The organism is Bradyrhizobium sp. AZCC 1721 (genome assembly GCF_036924715.1).
Classification (GTDB): Bacteria; Pseudomonadota; Alphaproteobacteria; order Rhizobiales; family Xanthobacteraceae; genus Bradyrhizobium.
The window spans coordinates 5,027,056-5,048,788 of sequence record NZ_JAZHSB010000001.1; the positions used below are offsets into that span (position 1 = coordinate 5,027,056).

17 protein-coding genes are annotated in these 21,733 nt (G+C 63.7%); 4 read left to right on the top strand and 13 right to left on the bottom strand.

What is annotated here, in order from left to right:
* Window positions 1-98 precede the first annotated feature (98 nt).
* Window positions 99-521, top strand: a complete 423-nt coding sequence (locus V1273_RS24375; protein WP_334363794.1) for a CHRD domain-containing protein — start codon at window positions 99-101, stop codon at window positions 519-521.
* Window positions 522-702: 181 nt separating this feature from the next.
* Here the strand turns inward: V1273_RS24375 and V1273_RS24380 are convergent, their stop codons facing one another.
* From V1273_RS24380 to V1273_RS24410, 7 genes are all read right to left on the bottom strand, one after another.
* Window positions 703-1,149, bottom strand: a complete 447-nt coding sequence (locus V1273_RS24380) for a c-type cytochrome (RefSeq protein ID WP_334381491.1) — start codon at window positions 1,147-1,149, stop codon at window positions 703-705.
* Window positions 1,150-1,253: 104 nt separating this feature from the next.
* Window positions 1,254-3,563, bottom strand: coding sequence for a xanthine dehydrogenase family protein molybdopterin-binding subunit (locus tag V1273_RS24385; protein ID WP_334411105.1), 2,310 nt, complete (start codon window positions 3,561-3,563; stop codon window positions 1,254-1,256).
* A 164-nt stretch (window positions 3,564-3,727) separates the two neighbouring features.
* A complete protein-coding gene (gene murJ, locus V1273_RS24390; RefSeq protein ID WP_334411106.1) occupies window positions 3,728-5,269 on the bottom strand; it encodes a murein biosynthesis integral membrane protein MurJ in 1,542 nt (513 codons plus the stop codon).
* Window positions 5,270-5,382: 113 nt separating this feature from the next.
* A complete protein-coding gene (locus V1273_RS24395) occupies window positions 5,383-6,534 on the bottom strand; it encodes a DegT/DnrJ/EryC1/StrS family aminotransferase (protein WP_334363798.1) in 1,152 nt (383 codons plus the stop codon).
* A gap of 27 nt (window positions 6,535-6,561) precedes the next feature.
* Window positions 6,562-7,578, bottom strand: coding sequence for a Gfo/Idh/MocA family oxidoreductase (locus tag V1273_RS24400; RefSeq protein ID WP_334411108.1), 1,017 nt, complete (start codon window positions 7,576-7,578; stop codon window positions 6,562-6,564).
* A 172-nt stretch (window positions 7,579-7,750) separates the two neighbouring features.
* Complete coding sequence (locus V1273_RS24405; protein WP_334411109.1) at window positions 7,751-9,163, bottom strand: mannose-1-phosphate guanylyltransferase/mannose-6-phosphate isomerase; 1,413 nt, start codon at window positions 9,161-9,163, stop codon at window positions 7,751-7,753.
* Between the two features lie 12 nt (window positions 9,164-9,175).
* Window positions 9,176-10,165: an NAD-dependent epimerase gene (locus V1273_RS24410; protein ID WP_334411111.1), complete on the bottom strand. Its 990-nt coding sequence runs from the start codon at window positions 10,163-10,165 to the stop codon at window positions 9,176-9,178.
* Window positions 10,166-10,347: 182 nt separating this feature from the next.
* Here V1273_RS24410 and V1273_RS24415 point away from each other — a divergent pair, with 182 nt between their 5' ends.
* Both V1273_RS24415 and V1273_RS24420 read left to right on the top strand, forming a co-directional pair.
* Window positions 10,348-11,307 (top strand): lysylphosphatidylglycerol synthase transmembrane domain-containing protein, encoded by a 960-nt coding sequence (locus V1273_RS24415; RefSeq protein WP_334411113.1) that lies wholly within the window; start codon window positions 10,348-10,350, stop codon window positions 11,305-11,307.
* A gap of 28 nt (window positions 11,308-11,335) precedes the next feature.
* Window positions 11,336-12,358: a glycosyl transferase gene (locus V1273_RS24420; RefSeq protein WP_334411115.1), complete on the top strand. Its 1,023-nt coding sequence runs from the start codon at window positions 11,336-11,338 to the stop codon at window positions 12,356-12,358.
* 5 nt (window positions 12,359-12,363) lie between these two features.
* On the opposite strand, the gene V1273_RS24425 is transcribed toward V1273_RS24420, so the two are convergent.
* The 5 genes from V1273_RS24425 to rfaD all read right to left on the bottom strand — a co-directional run bounded on the left by V1273_RS24425 (window position 12,364) and on the right by rfaD (window position 19,371).
* Entirely contained in the window at window positions 12,364-13,557 is a 1,194-nt protein-coding gene (locus tag V1273_RS24425; RefSeq protein ID WP_334411116.1) for a glycosyltransferase family 4 protein, read from the bottom strand.
* Between the two features lie 57 nt (window positions 13,558-13,614).
* Window positions 13,615-15,531: an SDR family NAD(P)-dependent oxidoreductase gene (locus tag V1273_RS24430; protein WP_334363805.1), complete on the bottom strand. Its 1,917-nt coding sequence runs from the start codon at window positions 15,529-15,531 to the stop codon at window positions 13,615-13,617.
* Between the two features lie 85 nt (window positions 15,532-15,616).
* Complete coding sequence (locus V1273_RS24435) at window positions 15,617-16,837, bottom strand: O-antigen ligase family protein (protein ID WP_334412259.1); 1,221 nt, start codon at window positions 16,835-16,837, stop codon at window positions 15,617-15,619.
* A 65-nt stretch (window positions 16,838-16,902) separates the two neighbouring features.
* Window positions 16,903-18,375: a D-glycero-beta-D-manno-heptose-7-phosphate kinase gene (gene rfaE1 / locus V1273_RS24440; protein WP_334411118.1), complete on the bottom strand. Its 1,473-nt coding sequence runs from the start codon at window positions 18,373-18,375 to the stop codon at window positions 16,903-16,905.
* An 18-nt stretch (window positions 18,376-18,393) separates the two neighbouring features.
* Window positions 18,394-19,371 (bottom strand): ADP-glyceromanno-heptose 6-epimerase, encoded by a 978-nt coding sequence (gene rfaD / locus V1273_RS24445; protein WP_334411119.1) that lies wholly within the window; start codon window positions 19,369-19,371, stop codon window positions 18,394-18,396.
* A 165-nt stretch (window positions 19,372-19,536) separates the two neighbouring features.
* On the opposite strand from rfaD, the gene waaF reads away from it, so the two are divergent.
* On the top strand, window positions 19,537-20,601 hold the full coding sequence (gene waaF, locus V1273_RS24450) for a lipopolysaccharide heptosyltransferase II (RefSeq protein WP_442894109.1): 1,065 nt from the start codon (window positions 19,537-19,539) through the stop codon (window positions 20,599-20,601).
* Here waaF and V1273_RS24455 read toward each other — a convergent pair.
* Window positions 20,583-21,629 carry a glycosyltransferase family 4 protein gene (locus tag V1273_RS24455; protein ID WP_334411121.1) on the bottom strand — a complete coding sequence of 349 codons (1,047 nt, stop codon included), beginning with the start codon at window positions 21,627-21,629 and terminating at the stop codon, window positions 20,583-20,585. The two genes, waaF and V1273_RS24455, sit on opposite strands and share 19 nt — an antisense overlap.
* Window positions 21,630-21,733 lie beyond the last annotated feature (104 nt).

The following is a 21,733-nucleotide window of genomic DNA, read 5'->3' on the forward strand; positions in this document are numbered from 1 at the left end:
CGAAATTTCGAGCCTTTGTCTGCATCTCGGGAATAAATTCGCAACGGCGTTGTTTTGAGGCTGACATCGCCGTTTTGACGTCCACAGGGAGAAACACCATGTCGAACAAGACCATGCTTGTCACGCTTGCGTTGGGGGCAGCGATTGCTTTTGCCGGATCCGCGTCTGCCGACAAGATGAAGGCGACACTCGACGGCAAGTCCCAGGTGCCGCCCAACACCAGCACCGCCAAGGGCACCGCCGACATCGACTACGATCCCGCCAGCAAGAAGCTGAGCTGGAAGTTGAGCTATTCCGGCCTGTCCGGCCCAGCGACTGCCGCACATTTCCACGGTCCCGCCGAAGCCGGCAAGAATGCCGGTGTTGCGGTCGCCATTCCCAATGCGACGTCGAGCCCGGTCGAAGGCAGCGCGACGCTGACCGATGCGCAGGCCGCAGACCTAGTGGCCGGCAAGTACTACGTCAACATTCACACCGCAGCCAATCCGGGCGGTGAAATCCGCGGCCAGGTGACCAAATAAATCAAGTCACCAAGTAAATTTGGTGACGAAGTAGGTAGGTTCGAACGCGAGTAAACAAGAAACAAGGGTAACACAAAAGGGCGGACGCTTGGCGGCGTCCGCCCTTTTGTGAGGTCACAGCCTGATCCGGAAAAATGTGTAGCGGTTCTTCGAGAAGATCATGCTCAAAGTTGGAATGCGATCAGCCCTTCTTGATCCGGTATGTCTCGTGGCAGCCGCTGCACTGCTTGCCGATGACAGGCAGTTCCGCCTTTAGCGTGTCGAGATTCTTGACCTTGCCTTTGGCATCGGCGACGACCTTGGCGAAGCTCTTAATTTGGGACTCGAAGCCGGCCTTGTCTGTCCAGATTTTCGGCGAGGGGTCGTAATCACCCTCGAACTTGACGCCTTTCATGCTCTCGGGGAACAGCGTCGGAAGGTTCTTGGCGGTGTCATCGAACTGGGCCAGCGCGGCATTGACAGTCGACTGGTCGTAAGGCTTTTCGCCTTTGACCATCGCCGACAACGCGCCTGCGTTCTTGCCATTGTCCTTCATCATGGCCTGGGTCCGCTTGAGCTGGTCCTGCTGTGCAACGACTGCACCGGCACTGAATGCAAGCACGGCTGCGACGACGACGATCCGCTTCATTGGCAAAATTCCCTTCAATTCGGGTTTGTTCCGGCCCCAAGATGGTGCAGACCGGCTGTTTGCAAACACCGCATTTGGCGCATCATTCCGCATGCGACAAAATATCAGAGATTATGCTGTTTCTGCGCCTCGCGGATTGCGATCCAGACCCGCTCGGCCGTGGCCGGCATGTCGATGTGGTCGATCTTGTACTCGCGCCATAGGCCCTCGATGATCGCGTTGACCACCGCGGGGCAGGAACCGATCGCGCCCGCCTCGCCCGCGCCCTTGACGCCGAGCGGATTGGTCGTGCATGGCACATTGTGCGTTTCGAAATGGAATGACGGGCCGTCGGAAGCGCGCGGCACCGCATAGTCCATGAAGGTGCCGGTGACGAGCTGGCCATCGGTTGCGCTATAGACCGCGTGCTCCATCAAGGCCTGACCGATGCCCTGCATCGCCCCGCCATGCACCTGACCGGCGAGCAGCAGCGGATTGAGCGTGACCCCGAAATCGTCGACGATGACATAGTTGACGATTCTGATGATGCCGGTGGCGGGATCGATCTCGACTTCGGCGAGATGCGTGCCGTTCGGGTAGGTGCCGTCGGCCTGCGCAAACGTCGCGCTGGCATTCAGTTTCGACGGATCGACGCCTGGCCGTTTTGCGAGGTCGGCGAAGCTGATCGAGCGATCGGTGCCGGCGATGCGCACGACGCCATTGCTGATCTCGAGGTCGCCGGCGCTGGTTTCCAGCGCTTCGGCCGCGATCTCCTTCAGCTTGTTGCCGAGTTCGCGCGTGGCCCGCTCGACGCTGACGCCGCCGGTCGGAATCGATGACGAGCCGCCGGTACCGAGGCCCGTAGGGATCTTGTCGGTATCGCCCTGCAGGACGTGAACGCGCTCCGGAGCTACGCCGAACTGTTCGGCGACGAGCTGCGCATAGGCCGTCTGGTGGCCCTGCCCGCTCGACTGCGTGCCGATCAGGATGTTGATGTCGCCGTTGGGATCGAGCGCGACGTTGGCGGTCTCCTCGCCCATCGTGCCGCATATCTCGACATAGCAGGACATGCCGATGCCGCGCACGAGACCTTGCTTCTTCGCCGCCTTGGCGCGCTTCGGAAATTCCTTCCAGTTGGCGACTTCCATCGCGCGCTTCATATGCGCGGTGAAGTCGCCGGAATCGTAGACCTTTCCGGTTGCGGTCTTGTAGGGCATCGCCTTCGGCGGAATGAAGTTCTTGCGTCGGATCGCATCCGGCGTCATCCCAAGCTTTCGCGCGGCCGCATCGACCAGACGTTCGACCACATAGGCCGCTTCGGGGCGCCCGGCGCCGCGATAGGCGTCGACCGGCACGGTATTGGTGAATACGGTGCGGACGCGGCAGTGGAAGGCCTGGATGTCGTAGAGCCCGGGCAGCATGCCGGCGCCGCCATGCGGGATGTAGGGCCCAAAGGTCGAGAGATAGGCGCCCATGTCGCCCATCAGATCGACGTCCATGCCGAGGAATTTGCCGTCCTCGGCCAACGCCATCTTAGCCGTCGTGACGTTGTCGCGGCCCTGCGCGTCGCCCATGAAGTGATCGGAGCGATCAGCGGTCCATTTGATGGTCTTGCGCAGCTTGCGCGCCGCCACCGAAATCAGCGCATATTCGCGGTAGGGAAACAGTTTTGTGCCGAAGCCGCCGCCGACGTCTGGGCAGATCACCCGCATCTTTTCCATCGGAATCTTCAGCACCATGCCGCACAGGATTTCGCGCAGGCGATGGCTGCCCTGGCTGCCGATGGTCAGCGTCAGATGATCGCGCTTGGCGTCGTATTCGGCGACCGCCGCGCGCGTCTCCATGAAGTTGGTGATGACGCGCGGGTTGACGATCGATATCTCGGCGATCGTATGCGCCTTGGCAAAGGCGGCCTCAGCCGCCTTCTTGTCGCCGATCGATACGTCGAACAGCACGTTGCCGGGCTTGTCAGGCCAGACCAGCGGAGCGTCTTTCTTCACGGCGTTGACGACGCCGACCACCGATGGAAGCGGCGTCCAGTTGACGTCGATCGCTTCGATCGCGTCACGGGCCTGGTCGATGGTGTCGGCGACCACGAAGGCGACGGCGTCGCCGACATGGCGCACCTCGTCCTTGGGAAGTATCGGATAGGGCGGGCCGGTGAACGGATCGACTTCCAGGTTGAACAGGCACGGCAGGTCGCCGAGATCCCTGACGTCGTCGGCGGTCAGGATCGCAGCCACGCCCGGCATCCCGCGGGCCTTGGTGACGTTGAGGGTGAATTTCGCGTGCGCATGCGGCGAGCGCAGCATCAGCGCGTGCAACGCCGGCTGTGGCGAATGGTCGTCGGTATAGCGGCCCTTGCCGCGAATGAGCGCGTCGTCCTCCTTGCGAAGGACGCTTTGACCGACGCCGAACTTGATGGGAGCTGCCATCGTCTCTCCAATTCCCGGTGTTTCGAGCGGCCGCCATATTGCAGCGGTTGTCGGCTCAGCGCAAACCGCTTTCGCCCGACGAATTCGTGATCGCGGCGCAATGCGGATCACGCGGCGCTGCGTCCGGGCGCGCTCGCCGGAATTTTTCGTTTAACTATAGAGATTTAGCGCGAGGATTGGCGATCGCGGAGGAGCGAAAACAGCCACCCCCTGCCGAACAGCAGCATGATTGCGACCCCGTACACGAACGCGCCGGCTGCAATCAGCAACGCCAACACGGTCTCATCGCGGAACGTGTGCATCTGCGCAAAATAGACGCTCGCGAATCGCGCGGTGGCCCACAACGAGGCACCGAGCACGACACCGGCCGCGGCGAACTTGGCGAGCGACGTCATCCAGGCGCGGTCGAGTTCGAGGTAGCCTGCCCGCACTGCGAAGGCGAGCACCAGCAAAAGATTGACCCAGGCCCCAATGGCGGTGGCGAGCGCCAGGCCGATTTGCGCCAGCGCGCCCATCAGCGCGACCTTCAGCGCGACGTTGACGGCAACGCCGGTCAGCGCCGCCTTGACCGGCGTCGCGGTGTCCTGCCGGGCATAGAAGGTTGCTACCGCACTGCGGATGGTCACGAACGGGATGAGTCCGATTGCGTATGCGGCCAGCGTGGCGCCGGCAGCCACCGCATCCGCGTTCGAGAACGCGCCGCGCGCAAACATCGCGCGCATGATCACGTCAGGCACGGTGAGGAAGGCGGCGACGAAGGGCACCGAAAACAGCAGCGAGAATTCGAACGCCCGCCGCTGCGCGGCGGATGCACCGGTGATATCGTTCGCCGTGAGGCGCCGCGACATTTCCGGCAGCAGCACGGTGCCGATCGCGATCCCGATCACGCCGATCGGCAACTGGTTGAGACGGTCGGCATAATACAGCGCCGAAAGCGCGCCTGCCGGCAGAAAGGTCGCGATGATCGTATCGGCGAACAACGCGATCTGCGTTCCCATCGAGCCGATGGTCGCAGGCCCCAGCGCCCGGAAGAACGCACGCACGTCTTCGTCGAATTTGACGAAAGCGAATTTCGGCAGGATGCCGGTCTTGGCCGCGTCGCCAGCCAGCAGCAGGAATTCAAGGATGCCGGCAAGCAGAACGCCCCATGCGGCGGCGTAGCCAGCGCCCGGAAAGAACGCCGCCAGCGCCAGCGTCGCCATCATCGACAGATTGAGGAAGATCGGCGCGGCGGCAGCGCTGGCGAAGCGATGCATCACATTGAGCATGCCGCCGTACAGCGTCACCAGCGTGATCAGCAGCAAATACGGAAACGTGATCCGCGTCAGCGAAATCGCCAGTTCGCCACGCGCCGGATCGTCCTTGAACCCCGGCGCTAGAATGGCGATCACTTCCGGCATGAACACCCAGGCCACAACCAGCAAAACAACCTGCGCGGCGAACAAGAGCGTGAAGATCCGATCGGCAAACAGTTTTGCCGATGCTTCGCTTTTGCCGTGCAGATGCGCATAGGCCGGCACGAAGGCAGCGTTGAAGGCACCTTCGGCGAAGATCGCGCGAAAATGATTGGGCAGCCGCAGCGCCACGAAAAACGCGTCCGCGAGGGGGCCTGCGCCGAGAATCGCGGCGAGCATGATATCGCGCGCGAATCCGGTCAGCCGCGAAAGCAGCGTATAACCGCCGACGGTGAAGATGCGTCCAAGCATGCGCCGCTTCTAGCGCATATTCGCAAAACGGGGAAATCAGTCCGCTAGCAGCTTAGCCTTGATGTTGACCGAAACCGGCCACCACCTTGCTGACGCTGCCCTTCGGGTCGGGTTCACGCCTGAAGCGCGCCGCGTACCGCCTTGATGACCCGCTCCTGCGTCGGCTCTTCGAGATAGGCATGTATCGGCAGGCTGATGACGTCGGCGGACAGGCTCTCGCACGCCGGCAGTCCGCCATCCGCGACCGGGAAATCGCGATAGGCGGTCTGCTGATGCATCGATTTCGCGTAATAGATCGCGGTCGGAATCCCATGCGCTTTGAGGTCGGCAGCGAAGCGGTCACGGTCCGTGCCTTTGGGCAGGCGGATCGTATAGCAGGCCCAGATCGAGCTGCAGCCGCTGGCAAGACGGGGCACCGTCACGACATTGCCGAGCCCCCGCGCATAGCGCTCCGCGACCACATTGCGCGCCGCGATCTCGTCCTCGAAGATTTTTAGCTTCTCGATCAGAATCGCAGCCTGCATGGTGTCGAGCCGCGCGGTAAGCCCGACACGGACGTTGTCGTATTTGTCCGAGCCCTGGCCGTGGACGCGGATGCTGCGCAGCGTTTCGGCCAGCGCATCGTCGTCGGTGAAGATCGCGCCGCCGTCCCCGAAGCAGCCGAGCGGCTTTGCGGGAAAGAAGCTGGTGGTGGTCGCCAGACCGAAGGTGCCGAGCCGGCGGCCCTTGTAGGTGGCGCCAAAGCTCTGGGCGGCGTCGTTGAGCACGAACAGGCCCTCGGCTTCGGCGATGGCGCTGATCGCGTCCTGGTCGGCCGGCTGTCCAAACAGGTCGACCGGAATGACGGCGCGCGGATTCAGGCCACGCTGCCGCGCCGTCGCGATTCCGCGCTTGAGCGAGCCGGGGTCGATGTTGAAGGTCACCTCATCGACATCGACGAAGACGGGCGTGGCACCGGTCAGCACCACCACCTCGCCGGTCGCGCAAAAAGTGAAGGACGGACACAGCACGGCATCGCCTGGGCCGATATTTTTCGCCATCAGCACCATCAGCAGCGCGTCGGTGCCGCTGGCGCAGCTCACCACATGCTTGGCGCCGCAAAATTTTGCCAGCGCGGCTTCCAGCTCAGTGACCTCCGGTCCGTTGATGAACTGGCAGTGATCGAGCACGCGGGCAACGGCCTCATCGATCGATTTGCCGAGCCGGCGGCGCTGCGCAGCGATATCAGCGAAGGGAACGGGTTCTGGGCGCATGTGCTGGTTCATGGAGTCTTGCTCGGTTCTGGAAGGAATTCAGCCGGCGATACGGCGCGGCCCCTTGCGCGCGGCGGAGGCCGCGGGCTTGGCGGGCTGCTCGAGGCAGCGAATGGCGATTTCAAGACTGGCGACGCCCTCGTCGCCGGAAACCGCCGGCATATTGCCGGTGCGGACGGCATCGAGGAATGCGATCAGCTCGGCGCGTAGCGGTTCGTCATGACCGACGGGCAGATGCCGCATCGAGTAGCTGCCGTCGGGCTTGAAACCGAAGCACTCGGTCACCTGCCGTGTCAAAAGATCGCCCATCACATATTTGCCGCGGGTTGCGACCGTAACGCTACGCGCCTTGAACGGGGTCAGCCAGTTGGTGTTGATATGGGCAAGCACGCCGGAGGCGGTGCGGAATTGCAAGAGCGCGATGTCCTCGCGCTCGGCAACCGCGCTGGAAAGCTGCGGCTGCACCTCGACGATATCGGACTCGGTGAACCAGCGGATCAGGTCGATATCGTGGACGGCGAGATCGATCACGACGCCAACATTGGACATCCGCGGCGGAAACGGCCCGACACGGGTGATGCCGATCGAAAGAATGTCCTCGCCCGAGATCGCCTGCTTGATCGCGGCGACTGCCGGATTGAAGCGCTCGACATGGCCGACCATCAGCGTCACGCCGGCACTACGCGCCGCATTGACGATGTCCTGCCCTTCCTCGACGGTCGAGGCCACCGGCTTCTCGACCAGGAGGTGGATGTTGCGGGTAATGCAGGCGAGCGCAATCTCGTGATGGAGATGGGTCGGCGCCGCGATCGTCACGGCATCGACGCCCTCGTCAAACAGCTCGTCGAGTTCGGCGAACGCACGGCAGCCGGCGAGCGCGGTGGCGCGCGCGCGGTGTTCGGGTAACGGATCGACAATGCCGACCAGCATCACGCCGGGTAGACCGGCCAGCACGCGGGCATGGTTGCTGCCCATCACACCCGCGCCGACTACGCCGACGCGCAAGCCGCGTTTTGCGTCGGCCTTCGCGTCGAATGCGGACCCTTTGGAACTCATGTTTTGTCGACCCCAAGCAGATTCTAGGCAGATTCTAGGCAGAACCGCGCCGGTAGTATCCCCGGCGGTTCTCTAGCACGCCATCACAGATGTGGCGAACGCGATCGGCGGTTTTCGGACACGTTTTGATTCAAACAATTACAACCGTCGACTCGGTAGAACTACGGTCTGCTCAACTGCGCTGGTAGTCGTCCTCGATGCGGATGATATCGTCCTCGCCGAAATAGCTGCCGGTCTGGACCTCGATCAGCTCGAGCTGGATCTTGCCCGGGTTTTCTAACCGGTGCACCGCGCCGATCGGGATGTAGATCGATTCGTTCTCATGCACGGTCTTGACCAGTTCGTTGACCGTCACCTGCGCCGTTCCGCGCACCACGATCCAGTGCTCGGCGCGGTGGTGGTGTTTCTGCAGCGACAGCCGCCCGCCCGGCTTGACGATGATGCGCTTGACCTGATGCCGATCGCCATTGTCGACCGACTGATAGGATCCCCAGGGCCGATGCACCCTGATGTGGTCTTCCGTCACCTGCGGCGCCACTGTCTTCAGTCTCGCGACCAGCCGCTTCAGCCCGTTGGCGTCCTTCTGCCGGCTCACCAGCACGGCGTCCTGGGTTGCGACCACCACGAGGTCGTCGACGCCTTCGAGCGCAACGAGCGCGCGATCGGTCGATACGTTGCAATTGCGCGAATCCTCAAACACGGCTGCGCCGCGCGCCGCGTTGCCCTCGCCGTCCTTGCCGGACAATTCCCACACCGCATGCCAGGAGCCGACATCGGACCAGCCGCACGCGACCGGCACGACCGCGGCACGCGAGGTCTTCTCCATCACCGCATAGTCGATGGAGATCGATTTCGCCGATCCGAACGAGGCCTCGTCGAGCTTGACGAAGCCGAGGTCGGTGCCTGCCTTCGTCACTGCATCAGTGACGGCTTGGACGCTGTCCGCATCGACCTTGCCATACTCATCCGACAGCACGGCAGCGCGGAACATGAAGTTGCCGCTATTCCAGAGATAGCCCGACTTGACGTAATCAGCAGCGGTTGCCGGATCGGGCTTCTCGACGAACTTCGCGACTGCGCGAACCTTGCCGGAAATGACCTCGCCGGGATTGATGTAGCCATATTCGGTGGCGGCGCGTTCGGGCTGCACGCCGAACGTCACGATGTGCCCGGCTTCCGCGGCAGCCAGCCCTTCGCGGCAGGCGGCGCGGAAAGCGGGCGTGTCGCGCACCACGTGGTCGGCGGCGAGCGCCAGCACGATGGCACCCTTGTCGCGCGCTTGCGCAAAGGCAGCGCCGGCCGCGATCGCAGGCCCGGAATCGCGCCGCATCGGTTCGAGAAGCACGTCGGCTTCCAGTCCGATCTCCGCCAGTTGCTCGAGCACCATGAAGCGATAGGCGTTGTTGGTGATGATGACGGGCCGTTCGAACAGACCGGCATCCGAAACCCGCAACAGCGTATCCTGGAACGTCGAACGCGCGCCGAACAGGGACAGGAACTGCTTGGGATGAACCTCGCGCGAGGCCGGCCACAGCCGCGTTCCGGCGCCGCCACACATGATGAGAGGAATAATTCGTCGGTTCATCGGCGCCTCAAATCAAATCCTGTAGTAGTCGCGATACCAGGCAACGAAGTCGCGAAGCCCTTCCTCGATCGAAGTCTGCGGCCTGAAGCCGGTGTCGCGCATCAGTTCGGTTACGTCAGCAAAAGTCTCGGTCACATCTCCGGGCTGCATCGGCAGCATCTCCTTGACCGCCGCGCGGCCCAATTCCCGCTCTAAAACCGCTACCACATGGGTCAGCTCTTCCGGATGATTATTGCCGACATTGTAGACTTTTGCCGGCGCCCCGGCGCCCTGCCCGCCGTCGCGCGGGGCCTGGTCGACCAGCCGCAATACGGCACGCGTCACGTCCTCGATATAGGTAAAGTCGCGTCGCATCCTGCCATCGTTAAAGAGCCTGATCGGGGTACCCTCCACGATCGCCTTGGTAAACAGGTAAACCGCCATGTCGGGCCGTCCCCATGGCCCATAGATGGTGAAGAACCGCAGGCCCGTTACCGGAAGACGGTAGAGATGGCTGTAGGAATGCGCGATCAGCTCATTGGCCTTCTTGGTGGCGGCATAGAGGCTGATCGGATGGTCGGTCTTGTCCTCCACCGAAAACGGTAGTTTCGTATTGGCGCCGTAGACCGATGAGGACGAGGCGTAGACCAGATGGCCGCATCCATGATGCCGGCAGCCTTCCAGCACGTTGACGAAGCCCGCTAGATTGGCATCGACATAGGCGTGCGGATGATCGATCGAATAACGCACGCCGGCCTGGGCTGCGAGATGCACCACGCTTGGAAAGCGGTGTTTGGCGAACAGGTGTTCCACTGACGTGCGACTAGCGAGATCGATCTGCTCGAATGTGAAACCCTGCTCCCGGCGCAGAACCTCCAGCCGCGCCCGCTTCAACGCCGGATCGTAATAGTCGTTGAGATTGTCGAGCCCGATCACGGCGCGGCCTTCGGCCAGCAGCCGGCGCGCAACGTGGAAGCCGATGAAACCCGCAGCTCCGGTGACCAATATGGGTTGATCCGGCATCGTATCCTTGGAAGGCGCCGCTCGATGGCTGAAATTTCTGTCGCCAGGCCTCTTTACCTGCGTTGCCGAGGCCACCGCAACACCTACCAGTCCCGCTATTGCCAGATCGGCCCGAAAACCATACCAAGGCGCCCGAATTGCATCGCTTTTTGCACCCTCTTCTCAAACCCGGCACGGGCGAGATGCGCCGAATCCTGCTTTCGACATTGAAGATACTGGTCTCGGCGGCGCTCTTGTATTTTTCGTTGCGCAAGGTGGACCTCGCCGACCTCGCGGCCCGCATCGACGTTTCCAGCCTCGGCTGGCTCGGCGTGGCGATTGCCGTGACGTTCCTGCAGATATTCGTCGGCGTGTTGCGATGGCGCGAGATCGGTGCGGAATGCGGCGCTCCGCTGCCGACCCGGCAGGCGATGCGCTTCAACGTGATCGGGATGTTCTTCAACCAGACGCTACCGTCCTCGATCGGCGGCGACGCGGTCAGGCTATGGCTTGTCGCGCGCAACGGCGCCGGCTGGCGGGCGGCGACCTATTCCATCTTCGTCGATCGTGCCATCGGCCTGATCGCGCTCGCGGTCGTCATTGTTGCGAGCCTGCCGTGGAGCTATCGGCTGATCACCGATCCCCATGGCAGGTCGGCGCTGCTGTTCGTCGATTTCGCGGCGCTTGCCGGTGGCCTCGGATTTCTCCTGCTCGGCAGGCTGCGGTGGCCGTGGCTGAAGCACTGGTGGGGCACCCATCACATCCACGCCTGCTCGGTGATCGCCAATCGCGTGCTGTTCAGCCGCACTCACGGCCCGAAAGTTGCGGTGCTGTCGCTATTGGTGCACGTGCTTGCCGTCGTCATCGCCTGGTGCGTGGTGCAGTCGATCGCCGCCCCCGTTGTGTTCGGCCAGATCTTCCAGCTTGTTCCGCCCGTCATGCTGATCACCATGCTGCCGATCTCGATTGCCGGCTGGGGCGTCCGCGAAGCCACCATGGGGCTGGCGTTCGGGTATGCCGGCCTGATGGCCAACGAGGGCGTCAACATCTCCCTGCTCTATGGCGCGGTATCCTTCATCGTCGGCGCGATCGGCGGCCTGGTCTGGATTTTCAGCGCCGAGAAAGCCGCGCAGGGCGTAACGCCGATCGAAGTTCCCAAATAATTTTCGAACAACATGCCGCGCGGGTAGAATGGCCAATTCGCAACTATTGCTGTCGTTTGCCACAGTAGTGCCGGCTGCGCTGTTGTCGGCCGTCCTGACATGGGCGATCCGGCCGCTGATGGTGCGGATAGTGCTGGCAAAACCGAATGCGCGCTCTTCCCATCGGGTTCCGACACCGCAGGGCGCGGGCGTCGCGGTGATCGCGGCCACGCTGATCGCGGCGGCTGCGGTCATCGCGCTTGCCGACGCGGCGGAGATGAGAATTCCCGTCGCCGTGTTCGGCGCGACGCTGTTCATCGCGGCCGTCGGCTTCGCCGATGACGTCAACTCAATTCCCGTGGTGCCGCGACTGTTGCTGCAGGGACTGACCGTCGCGGCGGTGATCTTGGTCGCCCCCGACAGCTTACGGATCGTTCCTGCCTGCCCGCTCTGGCTCGAGCGCGGCCTCCTGATCCTCGCAGGGCTGTGGTTCGTGAACCTCGTCAACTTCATGGACGGGTTGGACCTGATGACGGTCGCCGAGATCGTGCCCATCACCGGCGCACTCGTTCTGCTCGGCTGGCTCGGCGGACTTCCGGCGTCAACGATGGTCGCCGCCGCAGCACTGTTCGGCGCGATGCTCGGCTTCGCGCCCTTCAACCGGCCGGTAGCAAAAATCTTTCTCGGGGACGTCGGCAGCCTGCCGATCGGCTTGTTGGTCGGCTGGTGTCTCTTGCAACTCGCCTGGCATCAGCAAGTGGCAGCGGCGCTGCTGTTGCCGCTCTATTACCTCGCCGATGCGACCGCCACGCTGCTGCGGCGCGTCGCGCGGCGCGAGCCGTTCTGGGCCGCGCATCGCACCCACTTCTATCAGCGCGCCACCGACAACGGCTTTTCGGTATCGCGCGTGGTGAGCGAAGTGTTCGCGCTCAACCTCGTGCTGGCTACGCTGGCGGTCGGCGCGGCCATGACCTCGTCCGCTGCGATAGCCGGCCTGTTACTCGGTGCTGGAGGCGCCGCGACGGCGCTCTTGATGCACCGTTTCTCACGCCGTCAACCGTCTCGCGTCTGATCCGGCTACTTCTGCGCGAGTTCCCGGATTAGCCCGCAATAGTCGTCCATGGCGATCTCAAAATCGAAGCGCTTGGAGATTTCAGCTGCGCGCTCGGCCCGTTGCGGGTCAATGGAAGCGGCGGCACGACCGACCGTTTTCGCCAGTTCATCGGCCTTGCCAGGTTCGACGACCCAGCCGACATCGTGCTCGGTCACCGTCAACGCCGCTTCGGCATCCGCTTCGGAAACCAGGATCACTGGACGGCCGATCGCCAGCAGATTGTAGAATCGGCTCGGCACCGATATGCCGGCAACGTTCTTGCGATACGGAATGATCCAGGCGTCCGCGGCCGAAAGAAAGGCCTCCAACTGCTCGTCCTCGACGCGGTCGACCAAGGTGACGTTGGGAAGTTTTGCCTCGGCCTGCAGGGCCTTCAACTGGTCGAACCCGATCCCCCAGCCCGACAGCAGGAAGTGTATATTCTTGTCGTCGCGCAGCAGGCGCGCCGCTTCGAACACGATGACGGGATCGTGGGTAAAGCCGAGATTGCCAGACAGTCCGACGACGAAGCGGGCGGAAAGCGAGCGGCGGTACGGATTGTCCGGGTCGATCGCGCGAACGCCACGTGCAAGTGTCGCCCAGTTCGGAATGAAGCGGATCTTGTCACTTGTCATTCCGCCATAGCGCAGCAGCAGCTTCTCGGTGTCGCGGCCGATGATGACGACGGCATCGAGCGCGCGAAACATCGGCGCGTTCAAGGCGCGCATCGCTTTCGCCACGATCGACTGCGGCTTCAACAAGCCAGCCATGACGAGGACGTCGGGATAGAGATCGTGCATGATCAGCGCTGATCTCGCGCCTTTCAATCTGGCCGCGGCGGCAAAAGCGTAAGGCAGCATGAAGGGCGCCGGCACGGTCAGCGTGACGTCGCCGCGCCGCAACCTCGCCAGCAGCACGAAAAACATCCGGACCGTGAACAGCAATTCGGCCACGGCGCGCCTTCCCAGCGCGCCCTTGCCCGGCATCCAGTTCTTGACCTCGACGACCTCAGGCTTGCCCGCTTGCGCCGAGATCGCGGAGCCCGCCGTTCCCGACAGCACCGTCACCTCGGCCTCCTGTGCCACGTGGTCGGAAATCGCGGCCATGATCGCCGCCGTCGTGCTCGGATCGGGCGGATAATGCTGGCTGACGACGACGACTTTTCCGGACTTCTGCATCATGGCTTCCGAAGGGGCACGAGTGGCCGCGGGGACGGACCAGGCGAGGCAGCAAAATCAGGCGGCGTTCGATCCGAATTCCGGCACGGCATCCTTGAGCACCGCACGGATGGTGGAGCGGTCATCCCGCGCGATTGCATCCTCCAGCGCCGCAAGCCATTTGCACAAGGTCTGCATCGGCGGCTCATTCGGCTTCGCCGCCATGATGCCGGCGACCCCGATCTCGACCGTCGGCTCCTCGGTGGCGAACAGGATCTCGTTCAGCCGCTCGCCCGGCCGTATGCCGGTGAACACCACCTCGATGTCGACGCCCGGTTCGAGGCCGGAAAGGCGGATCATCCGCTCGGCAAGCTCCACGATCTTCACCGGCTGCCCCATGTTGAGGACATAGACGGAGACGTCGGGCCGCGCCGGCGTCAGCGCGTGCGTGGCTGCAGTCAGCACGAGATCGCAGGCTTCGCGGATCGTCATGAAGTACCGGACCATGTCCGGATGCGTCACCGTGACAGGACCGCCGGCCTCGATCTGCGCCTTGAATTTCGGCACCACCGATCCGTTCGATGCCAGTACGTTGCCGAACCGCACCGAGATCAGCCTCATGTGGGGCTTGCCCTCCGATTGCGTCATCAGGTCGTGGTCGAGCGCCTGACAATACATTTCGGCGAAGCGCTTGGTCAGGCCCAGCATCGAGACCGGCTCGATCGCCTTGTCGGTCGAGATCATCACCATGGCTTCGGCGCCCGCCGCCCGCGCGGCATCGGCGACATTGACCGATCCGAAGATGTTGGTCTTGACGCCCTCGCTCCAGTCGCGCTCGAGGATCGGCACGTGCTTCAGCGCGGCGGCATGGAACACGATATCGGGCTTGAACTCCCGCATCAGGTTTATGATCCGGTCGCGATCGCGGATGTCGGCGATTCGGCCTTCGATGGCGGCATTGGCTGCGCGTGCCGTCAGCGCTTCCGTGACTGCGTAAAGCGCCGGCTCCGAGTGCTCGATCACCAACAGCCGCGCAGCGCCAAAGGTCGCGACGCGGTCGCATATCTCCGAACCGATCGAGCCACCGCCGCCGGTGACGATCACTGCCTTGCCCTTCACCAGCGTTTCAAGCCGCGCGTAATCGATCTTCTCGCTTGGCCGCAGCAAAAGGTCTTCGACGGCGACATTGGTCAGCCTCGGCACGTCGCCGCCTTCGAGCGACGGCAGGCGGCTGACGAATAGCCCGAGCCGCTTGGCCCGCATCAGAACCGCCTCGGGATGCGCCTCGGGTTCGAACGCCGACGGCGTCATGACGACCCGCGAAATCGGCTTTCCCCGTCCGGCATAATCGCGGACCACGTCCTCGACGTCGTCGATCCCACCCAGCACCGGCACGTTGCGGATCGACTGCCCGCGGTCCGCGGCCGAAGGCGACAGCACGCCAACCGGCCAAAGCTGCTTGACTGCGCCGCTCTCGATCGCGCGCAACAGCACCTCGGCGTCGGCGGCGCGGCCAATCAACAGCGTTGCCGATGCGCCTTCGGTCCGGGCATGGCGGCGAACCCGCGTGTAACGGAAATAGCGATATCCGAAGCGGAGTGCGCTCAGCGCGAACACTTGCAGGAACCAGTAGAGCACGATGGTGATACGGCCGAACAGCACCGGCGCCTTGCCGTTCGATGCGGCGAAAATGAAGGCGTAGTCCAGCACGATAAGCGCGACCGCCAGAGTGGTCGCCACGCGCAGGATATTCAGTGCATCAGGAAGCGAAATGAAACGCCATTTCGTGGTCGTCAGATTGAAGACGTAGCAGATAACGATGCTGAAGGCGACGAACAGCGGTAGAATCTTCAGCAGCGGCGGCAGCCGGTCATAGAAGGCCTCGCCTCCCTCGAACCGCAGGTAGAAGCTCGCGAGCAGCGCAAGCGCGGTCGCCAACCCATCGTGCGCTGCGATCAGGTAATTGCGACGGGTCAATTGCGAAAGAGGCGTCATTCCATTGGCCGGCTGCGGAGACGATCGGGCTTCGCGGGGCGTTCCTCGCCCGCTGATATCTTATCTGCGGCGTGCATGCCAGCGATCATGGCCGGGCTGTTCCGGAAGATTCCGCCGCCTCTGACCTGGCGCGCAGCACCATGCCTCCGGCAACTCCGACGCCCAGCACATACATCCAGCCTTCATGGAAGTCGAAGATGTGGGAGTTGAATAGCGAGGTGAAGATATTCTGCACTACGACCAAAAGCCCGATCCAATTCGCAAGCCCATCGCCACGGAACAGGAGCAGGTGCAACAGCCACATCGCGTACAGCATGACGACACCGACAATGCCCCATTGCACTGCGACGTTGAGCGTCTGGTTATGGGGGTTTCCGATCACTTCGCTGCTGGCCTGGTATGAGCCGTGCGTGGCGACGCGCTCGAACAGGCCGCGCGTCGCGCCCGTGCCATGGCCGATCAGCGGTGCCTCGGCAAAGAAACCGAGAGACTTCCGCCAGAACTCGAGCCGCAGCCCGATCGATGTCGGAATGTTTTGTTCCTTGTAGAGCTGGTATTCCCGTGTAAACGTCTCCGCGGTCCGGCGCAACGCCGGCGAGGTCTGCCAGGCAACGGCGGCGAGCGCGGCCGCTACGCACAGGATGATGACGATGCTGCGCCACCTCAGATGCAACAGCGCAAACACCGCGAACATGATCGGCACCGTGACCAATGCCGTGCGCGACACCACCAGGAACGCCATGTTGACGAAGAAGCCGAAGGCGATGGCGGTGAGCAGCACGGCCAGCGCAGTCCGCTTTGCCCGCAGCAGCATGATGACCGGATAGGCCAGCGCAACCGCGCACAGCGTGAATTCCTGACTCTGGGCGATGTAGTTCTTGACAAAGATGCCGCGTGCGGCGAGCTCCGGCGTCCGCAACGAAAGTTCGGGACGCAAAAACACCAGCCAGGACATCAGCATCAAGAGCGTGCACGAAGCGAGGAACGCCACAAACACCCACGACCCGCGCGCCGAGCGCTCGAAATGATAGAGCAGGACCGGAAGTACCAGGAGCTTCGCGGCCGGCCCCACGGCATAGAATCGCGCGCCCCAAGCGGCGTCCGACCACAGGGTTCCAACAAACGCCAGAACGAACAGGGCGATCGGCAGCGCAGAAATCGGGCGCTTCAGCGAGGCAAGAAAGCCCTTCAACTCGACCGTCGGCGCAACCGTGGCCAGAAGCACAGCGCCGAAAATGCCGACCAGCGAAGTCGACCATGGCAGCGACAGCGCAAGCAGGACCGCGACGACGTCGCTCACCTTCATCCATGCGGCCGGATCGCGCCAGATCGGCAGCGCCTTGGCGATCGGCGACGAAGCTGCGTTCGCGCTCACGCCTTGCCTCCCCGGGCGCGGCCGACCAGCGACGTCGTGCTGTGGCCCGGCAGGATATCGACGAGCACGACCTCGCCGCCGGTAGCCTCGACGATCTCGTGGCCGACGACCTGCTCGCGCGTATAATCGCCGCCCTTGACCAGCACGCTCGGCCTCACCCGCGTGATCAGGTCGATCGGCGTGTCCTCCGCGAAGATCGCGACGAGATCGACCGCCTCCAGCGCTGCCAGCACTTCGGCGCGCGCCCGCTCATCCTGCACCGGGCGCCCCTCGCCCTTCAATCGTTTCACCGAGGCATCGCTGTTGAGGCCGACGATCAGGCGGTCGCAGGTGCCGCGCGCCGCCGTCAGCACTTTGACGTGGCCGGGATGCAGAATATCGAAGCAGCCATTGGTGAAGCCGATGCGCAGCCCCTGCCGGCGCCACTCCGCCAGAGGCATCGCGAGATCGCCGCCTGCCGGCACGATCTTCTCTTCGGCCGCCAGCGACGCATGCGGCAGGATTTTCCGCCGCAGCTCCGCGGGCGTGACGGTAGCGGTGCCCTTCTTGCCGACCGCGACCGCGGCCGCCGCGTTCGCCATCCTGAGCGCCGTCTCCCAATCGGCCTGGGCCGCAAGCGTCAACGCCAGCACCGCGGCAACCGTGTCACCCGCGCCCGAGACGTCGCGTACCTTGACCGGAAGCGCCGGCACATGGATCGCCTCGCCGCCGCGAACCACCAGCGTCATGCCGTGTTCGCTTTGCGTTACCAGCATGGCCTCGCAGTCGGCAAGGTACATCGCGTCCTGCGCTGCCTCGGCAATGTTCTGGTCAGTGTCGGCGCGGCTGCGGGTCGCTTCGGCAAACTCCTTGCGGTTGGGAGTCAGCAGCGTGGCGCCGCGATAGATCGCGAAATTGGCGCTCTTGGGATCGACGACCACGCGCTTGCCGAGCTTTTTCGCGGCGTCGATGATGTTGCGGATGACGCGCGCCGTCAGCACGCCCTTGGCATAGTCGGACAGCAGCACAATGTCGGCGCGGGGCATAAGCGGCAGGATCGCATCGATCAGCCGCTGCTCGACATCGGCCGAGGCCGGCACGGCCTGCTCCCAATCCGCGCGCAGCATATGGGTGGAAAAATGCTCGGAGACGAAGCGCACCTTGCGCGTGGTCGGACGGGAAGGATCTGATACCAGCACGGCCTCGATCAGGCTTTCCCGCGCCAGATCGCCCTTCAGCTTCGCACCCGCCTCGTCTTCGCCGATCAGGCCGGCAAAGATGCAGCGTGCACCGAGCGAGGTGATGTTGCGCGCGACGTTGCCGGCACCGCCGACATTGGTCTCGCTACGCTGGACCGCGATAACGGGCGCCGGTGCTTCCGGCGAAACGCGTGACACCTCGCCATAGACGAACTCGTCGAGCATGAGGTCGCCGACGCAGAGCACGGTCTGACGGAGTATCGCCTGGCTGAGGGCTTCAAAATCGAACATCTGTCTACCTGGTGCCCATCAGCGAAAGCGATCGGGACGATTGAGAAAAGCCTTCACGTAGGTCTCGACCGCGTCTTCGAGCGCGGTGAAACCACCATTATACCCGGCATTCAGCAGCTGATCGACTTCGCTCTGGGTGAAGTACTGATAGCTGCCGCGGATCTGCTCGGGCATGTCGATATACTGGATGTTCGGTGTGATGCCGAGCGCGGCATAGGCCGACAGTATCAGATCGCGAAAGCTGCGCGCCGTGCCGGTTCCGACGTTAAAGATGCCGCTGACCGATGGCGTCGAGAGCAGCCACATCGTGACGCGCACGACGTCGTCGACATAGATGAAGTCGCGCCGCTGTTCCCCGTCGGCGATCCCTTCCCGATGCGACTTGAACAATTGCACCGGACGGCCGGCCTTGATGTCGTCGAAGCGCCGCGCCAGCACGCTCATCATCGTGCCCTTGTGATATTCGTTGGGGCCGAACACGTTGAAGAACTTCAATCCCGCCCATTGCGGCGGCAGCCGTTCGCCGCGCGCTGAGCGTTCGGCGACCGCCATGTCGAACAGATGCTTGCTCCAGCCATAGAGGTTCATCGGCCGCAGCCGCTTCAGCGCGTCCATTGACTGGTCGTCGCGAAAGCCACTGCTGCCGTCGCCATAGGTCGCGGCCGAGGACGCGTAGATCAACGGCGTGGCGTTGGCCGTGCACCAGTCGAGCAACCGCATCGACAGGCGGAAATTGGTCTCGATCACCAGGTCGCCGTCGGTTGCCGTGGTCTCGGAAATGGCGCCGAGATGGACGACCGCCTCCAGCCGGCGGCCCTTCAGCCAGTCCATCAGTTCAGAAGGCGGCACAAAATCGGCCAGCCGGCGTTTGGCCAGATTGCGCCATTTGCCGTCATGGCCGAGCACGTCGCACACGGCAACGTCCCGGCCGACGTCATTCAACGCAGCCACGACGTTCGACCCGATAAAACCGGCACCCCCGGTCACCAGCAACATGCCATCCCCTGCCATGATTGTTCGCGCGAAAGCTTTGCCTCACTCCCGCGCGGCAGGCAACTTTGCTCCGCGGCGGATCGAAGACCGAATCGACCGGCTTTACGTGTCGCCTTGGAGCGGTTACCGACGGGCCGGCAATTGGTTAGCGGCGAAACAAGCCAAGATATGAATTTCAATTCACTAGATGGGATCGAAATGGAAGATAGCGCCGACACCAGGCCTATCCTGATCGTTCCCTATATGTGGATTGGCGATTTCGTCCGCGGCCATACGGTGGTGCGGGTATTGAAGCAGCGCTGGCCGAACCGCCCGGTCGACCTCCTGGTGACCCCCCTTTGCGCACCGCTGGTTGACTATATGCCCGGCGTCCGGGCGGGCATTGTCTGGAACCTGCCGCGCAGCCGGCTTGCGCTGGCCAAACAGCGGGGGCTCGCCACCGAACTGCGCGCCCGCGGCTATGGAACCGCCCTCGTCCTGCCCCGCACCTGGAAGGCGGCGATTGCGCCCGCGCTGGCCGGGATTCCCGAGCGCGTCGGCTTTTTCGGCGAGGCGCGATTTGGCCTGATCAACCGGATGCGCTGGGGCGAAAAGGCCCTGCCCCGCTTTATCGACAAGAATGCCGCGCTGGCGCTGCCCGATAGCGCACCGCTGCCGCCGGAATGGCCCGTGCCGCAGCTCGTGGTTCCGCCGGAGGAAACCGGCCGCTGGCGACAGGCCAACGGGCTCGGCACTGGTCCCGCCGTAGCGCTCGGCCCGGGCTCCGTCGGCGCCTCAAAACGATGGACCTACTATCCGGAAGCCGCGCGGCTCCTGATCGAGCGCGGCCTCGACGTCTGGGTGGTCGGCGGTCCCGGCGAAAAGACCCTGGCGCAGGAAATCGTCTCCGTCAGCGGCGGCAAGGCCCGCGACCTCACGGGGGCCGATTTGCGCAACGGCATACTGGCGATGGCGGCGGCGAGCGTTGCGATCTCGAACGACTCCGGCCTGATGCACATCGCGGCTGCGATCGGCACGCCGACCATGGGCATTTTCGGCCCCACCAGCCCCTATCTCTGGGCGCCGCTGAACGGCCTTGCCGCCACAGTGTTGCAGACCAAATCGAAGCTATCCTGCCAGCCCTGCCAGCGCACAGTCTGCACCATGAACGACCACCGCTGCATGCGCGACATTGCGGCGGCCGAGGTGGCCGACATCGCCCAGCGCGTGATGGCTCAATCGAGCGTGCGATAGACTGCGGCGATCGCATTAGCCTCCGCCTCAAGACTGAACTTTTCCAGCACGCGCGCACGCGCCCGCTCGCCCATCGCCTGTGCCGAGGCCGGATCGCGCATCAAAGGCTCAAGCGCCGCGACCAGCGCCTCAGTATCGCCCGGCGGCGTCAGCACGCCGGTCACACCGTCCTCGACCACGAACTCCGCTGCGCCTGCCCGCGCCGCCACCAGCGCCGCGCCTGCCGCCATCGCCTCGATCAGCGTCAGGCCAAAGCCTTCGTTGCGCGAGGTGAACGCGTAAATCGTCAGCCGCTGATACCAGTGCTGTACTTCCTCGATTTCGAGCTCGCCCGTGATGACGATGCGCGATTGCAGCCCGGCCGCCTCGATCTGTCGTTTCAAGCCATCGGCAAAACCCTGCTGCTCCGGCACGACCGCGCCGACGATGACAGCGGTGAAATCCGGGTAGCGCGGCAGCAACCGGCACATCGCCTCGACGAACACATCCGTGCCCTTTTGCGCGCGCACCCGCCCGAAGCAGCCGATCGCGTAATGTCCCGGCAGTTTCGCCTCGGCAAACGCCGCTGCGCGATCTGCCGGCGGTGTGTAGGCGTTGGTATCGACGCCGTGCATCACCACCGTCGCCTCGCGCTTGAGAAAGGACGCTGACAGCTCGGAGGTCGCGATCACGGCATCCATCTGCCGGATCAGCCAGCGCGTCAGCCAGGTGTGATGCCGCTGCGCCGCCGAGGTGAAGACCAGTTTCAGCGGCCAGCCCAGCGCACGCAGCAAGACGCCGACAATCATCTCGTCGTTGCGCCGCGCGTGCCAGATCACGGAGTTGCGGCGGCGCCAGAGTTTCAACAGATCCGCAAAACCCATCCGCGCGATGCCGTCGGGCGCGTGCGGCCCGAGCCATGCTGCGCGGTACATCTGCGCGAGCTTCGGCGCCACCATCCGGTTGGTCGCCGTCACGCCCGAATAGCGCCTGTGCAGATTCGGCACGATGAGCTGCAGATCACTGGCCAAATTGTTCTCGATCGGCACGTCCGGCTCCGTTTCGGCCAGTTCCTATACGCAACATTAAGCATAGTGGCCAGTTCGCCGGCGCCGAAACCCCCTCTTCACCGCGAGCCCCTAGCATCGCCTAC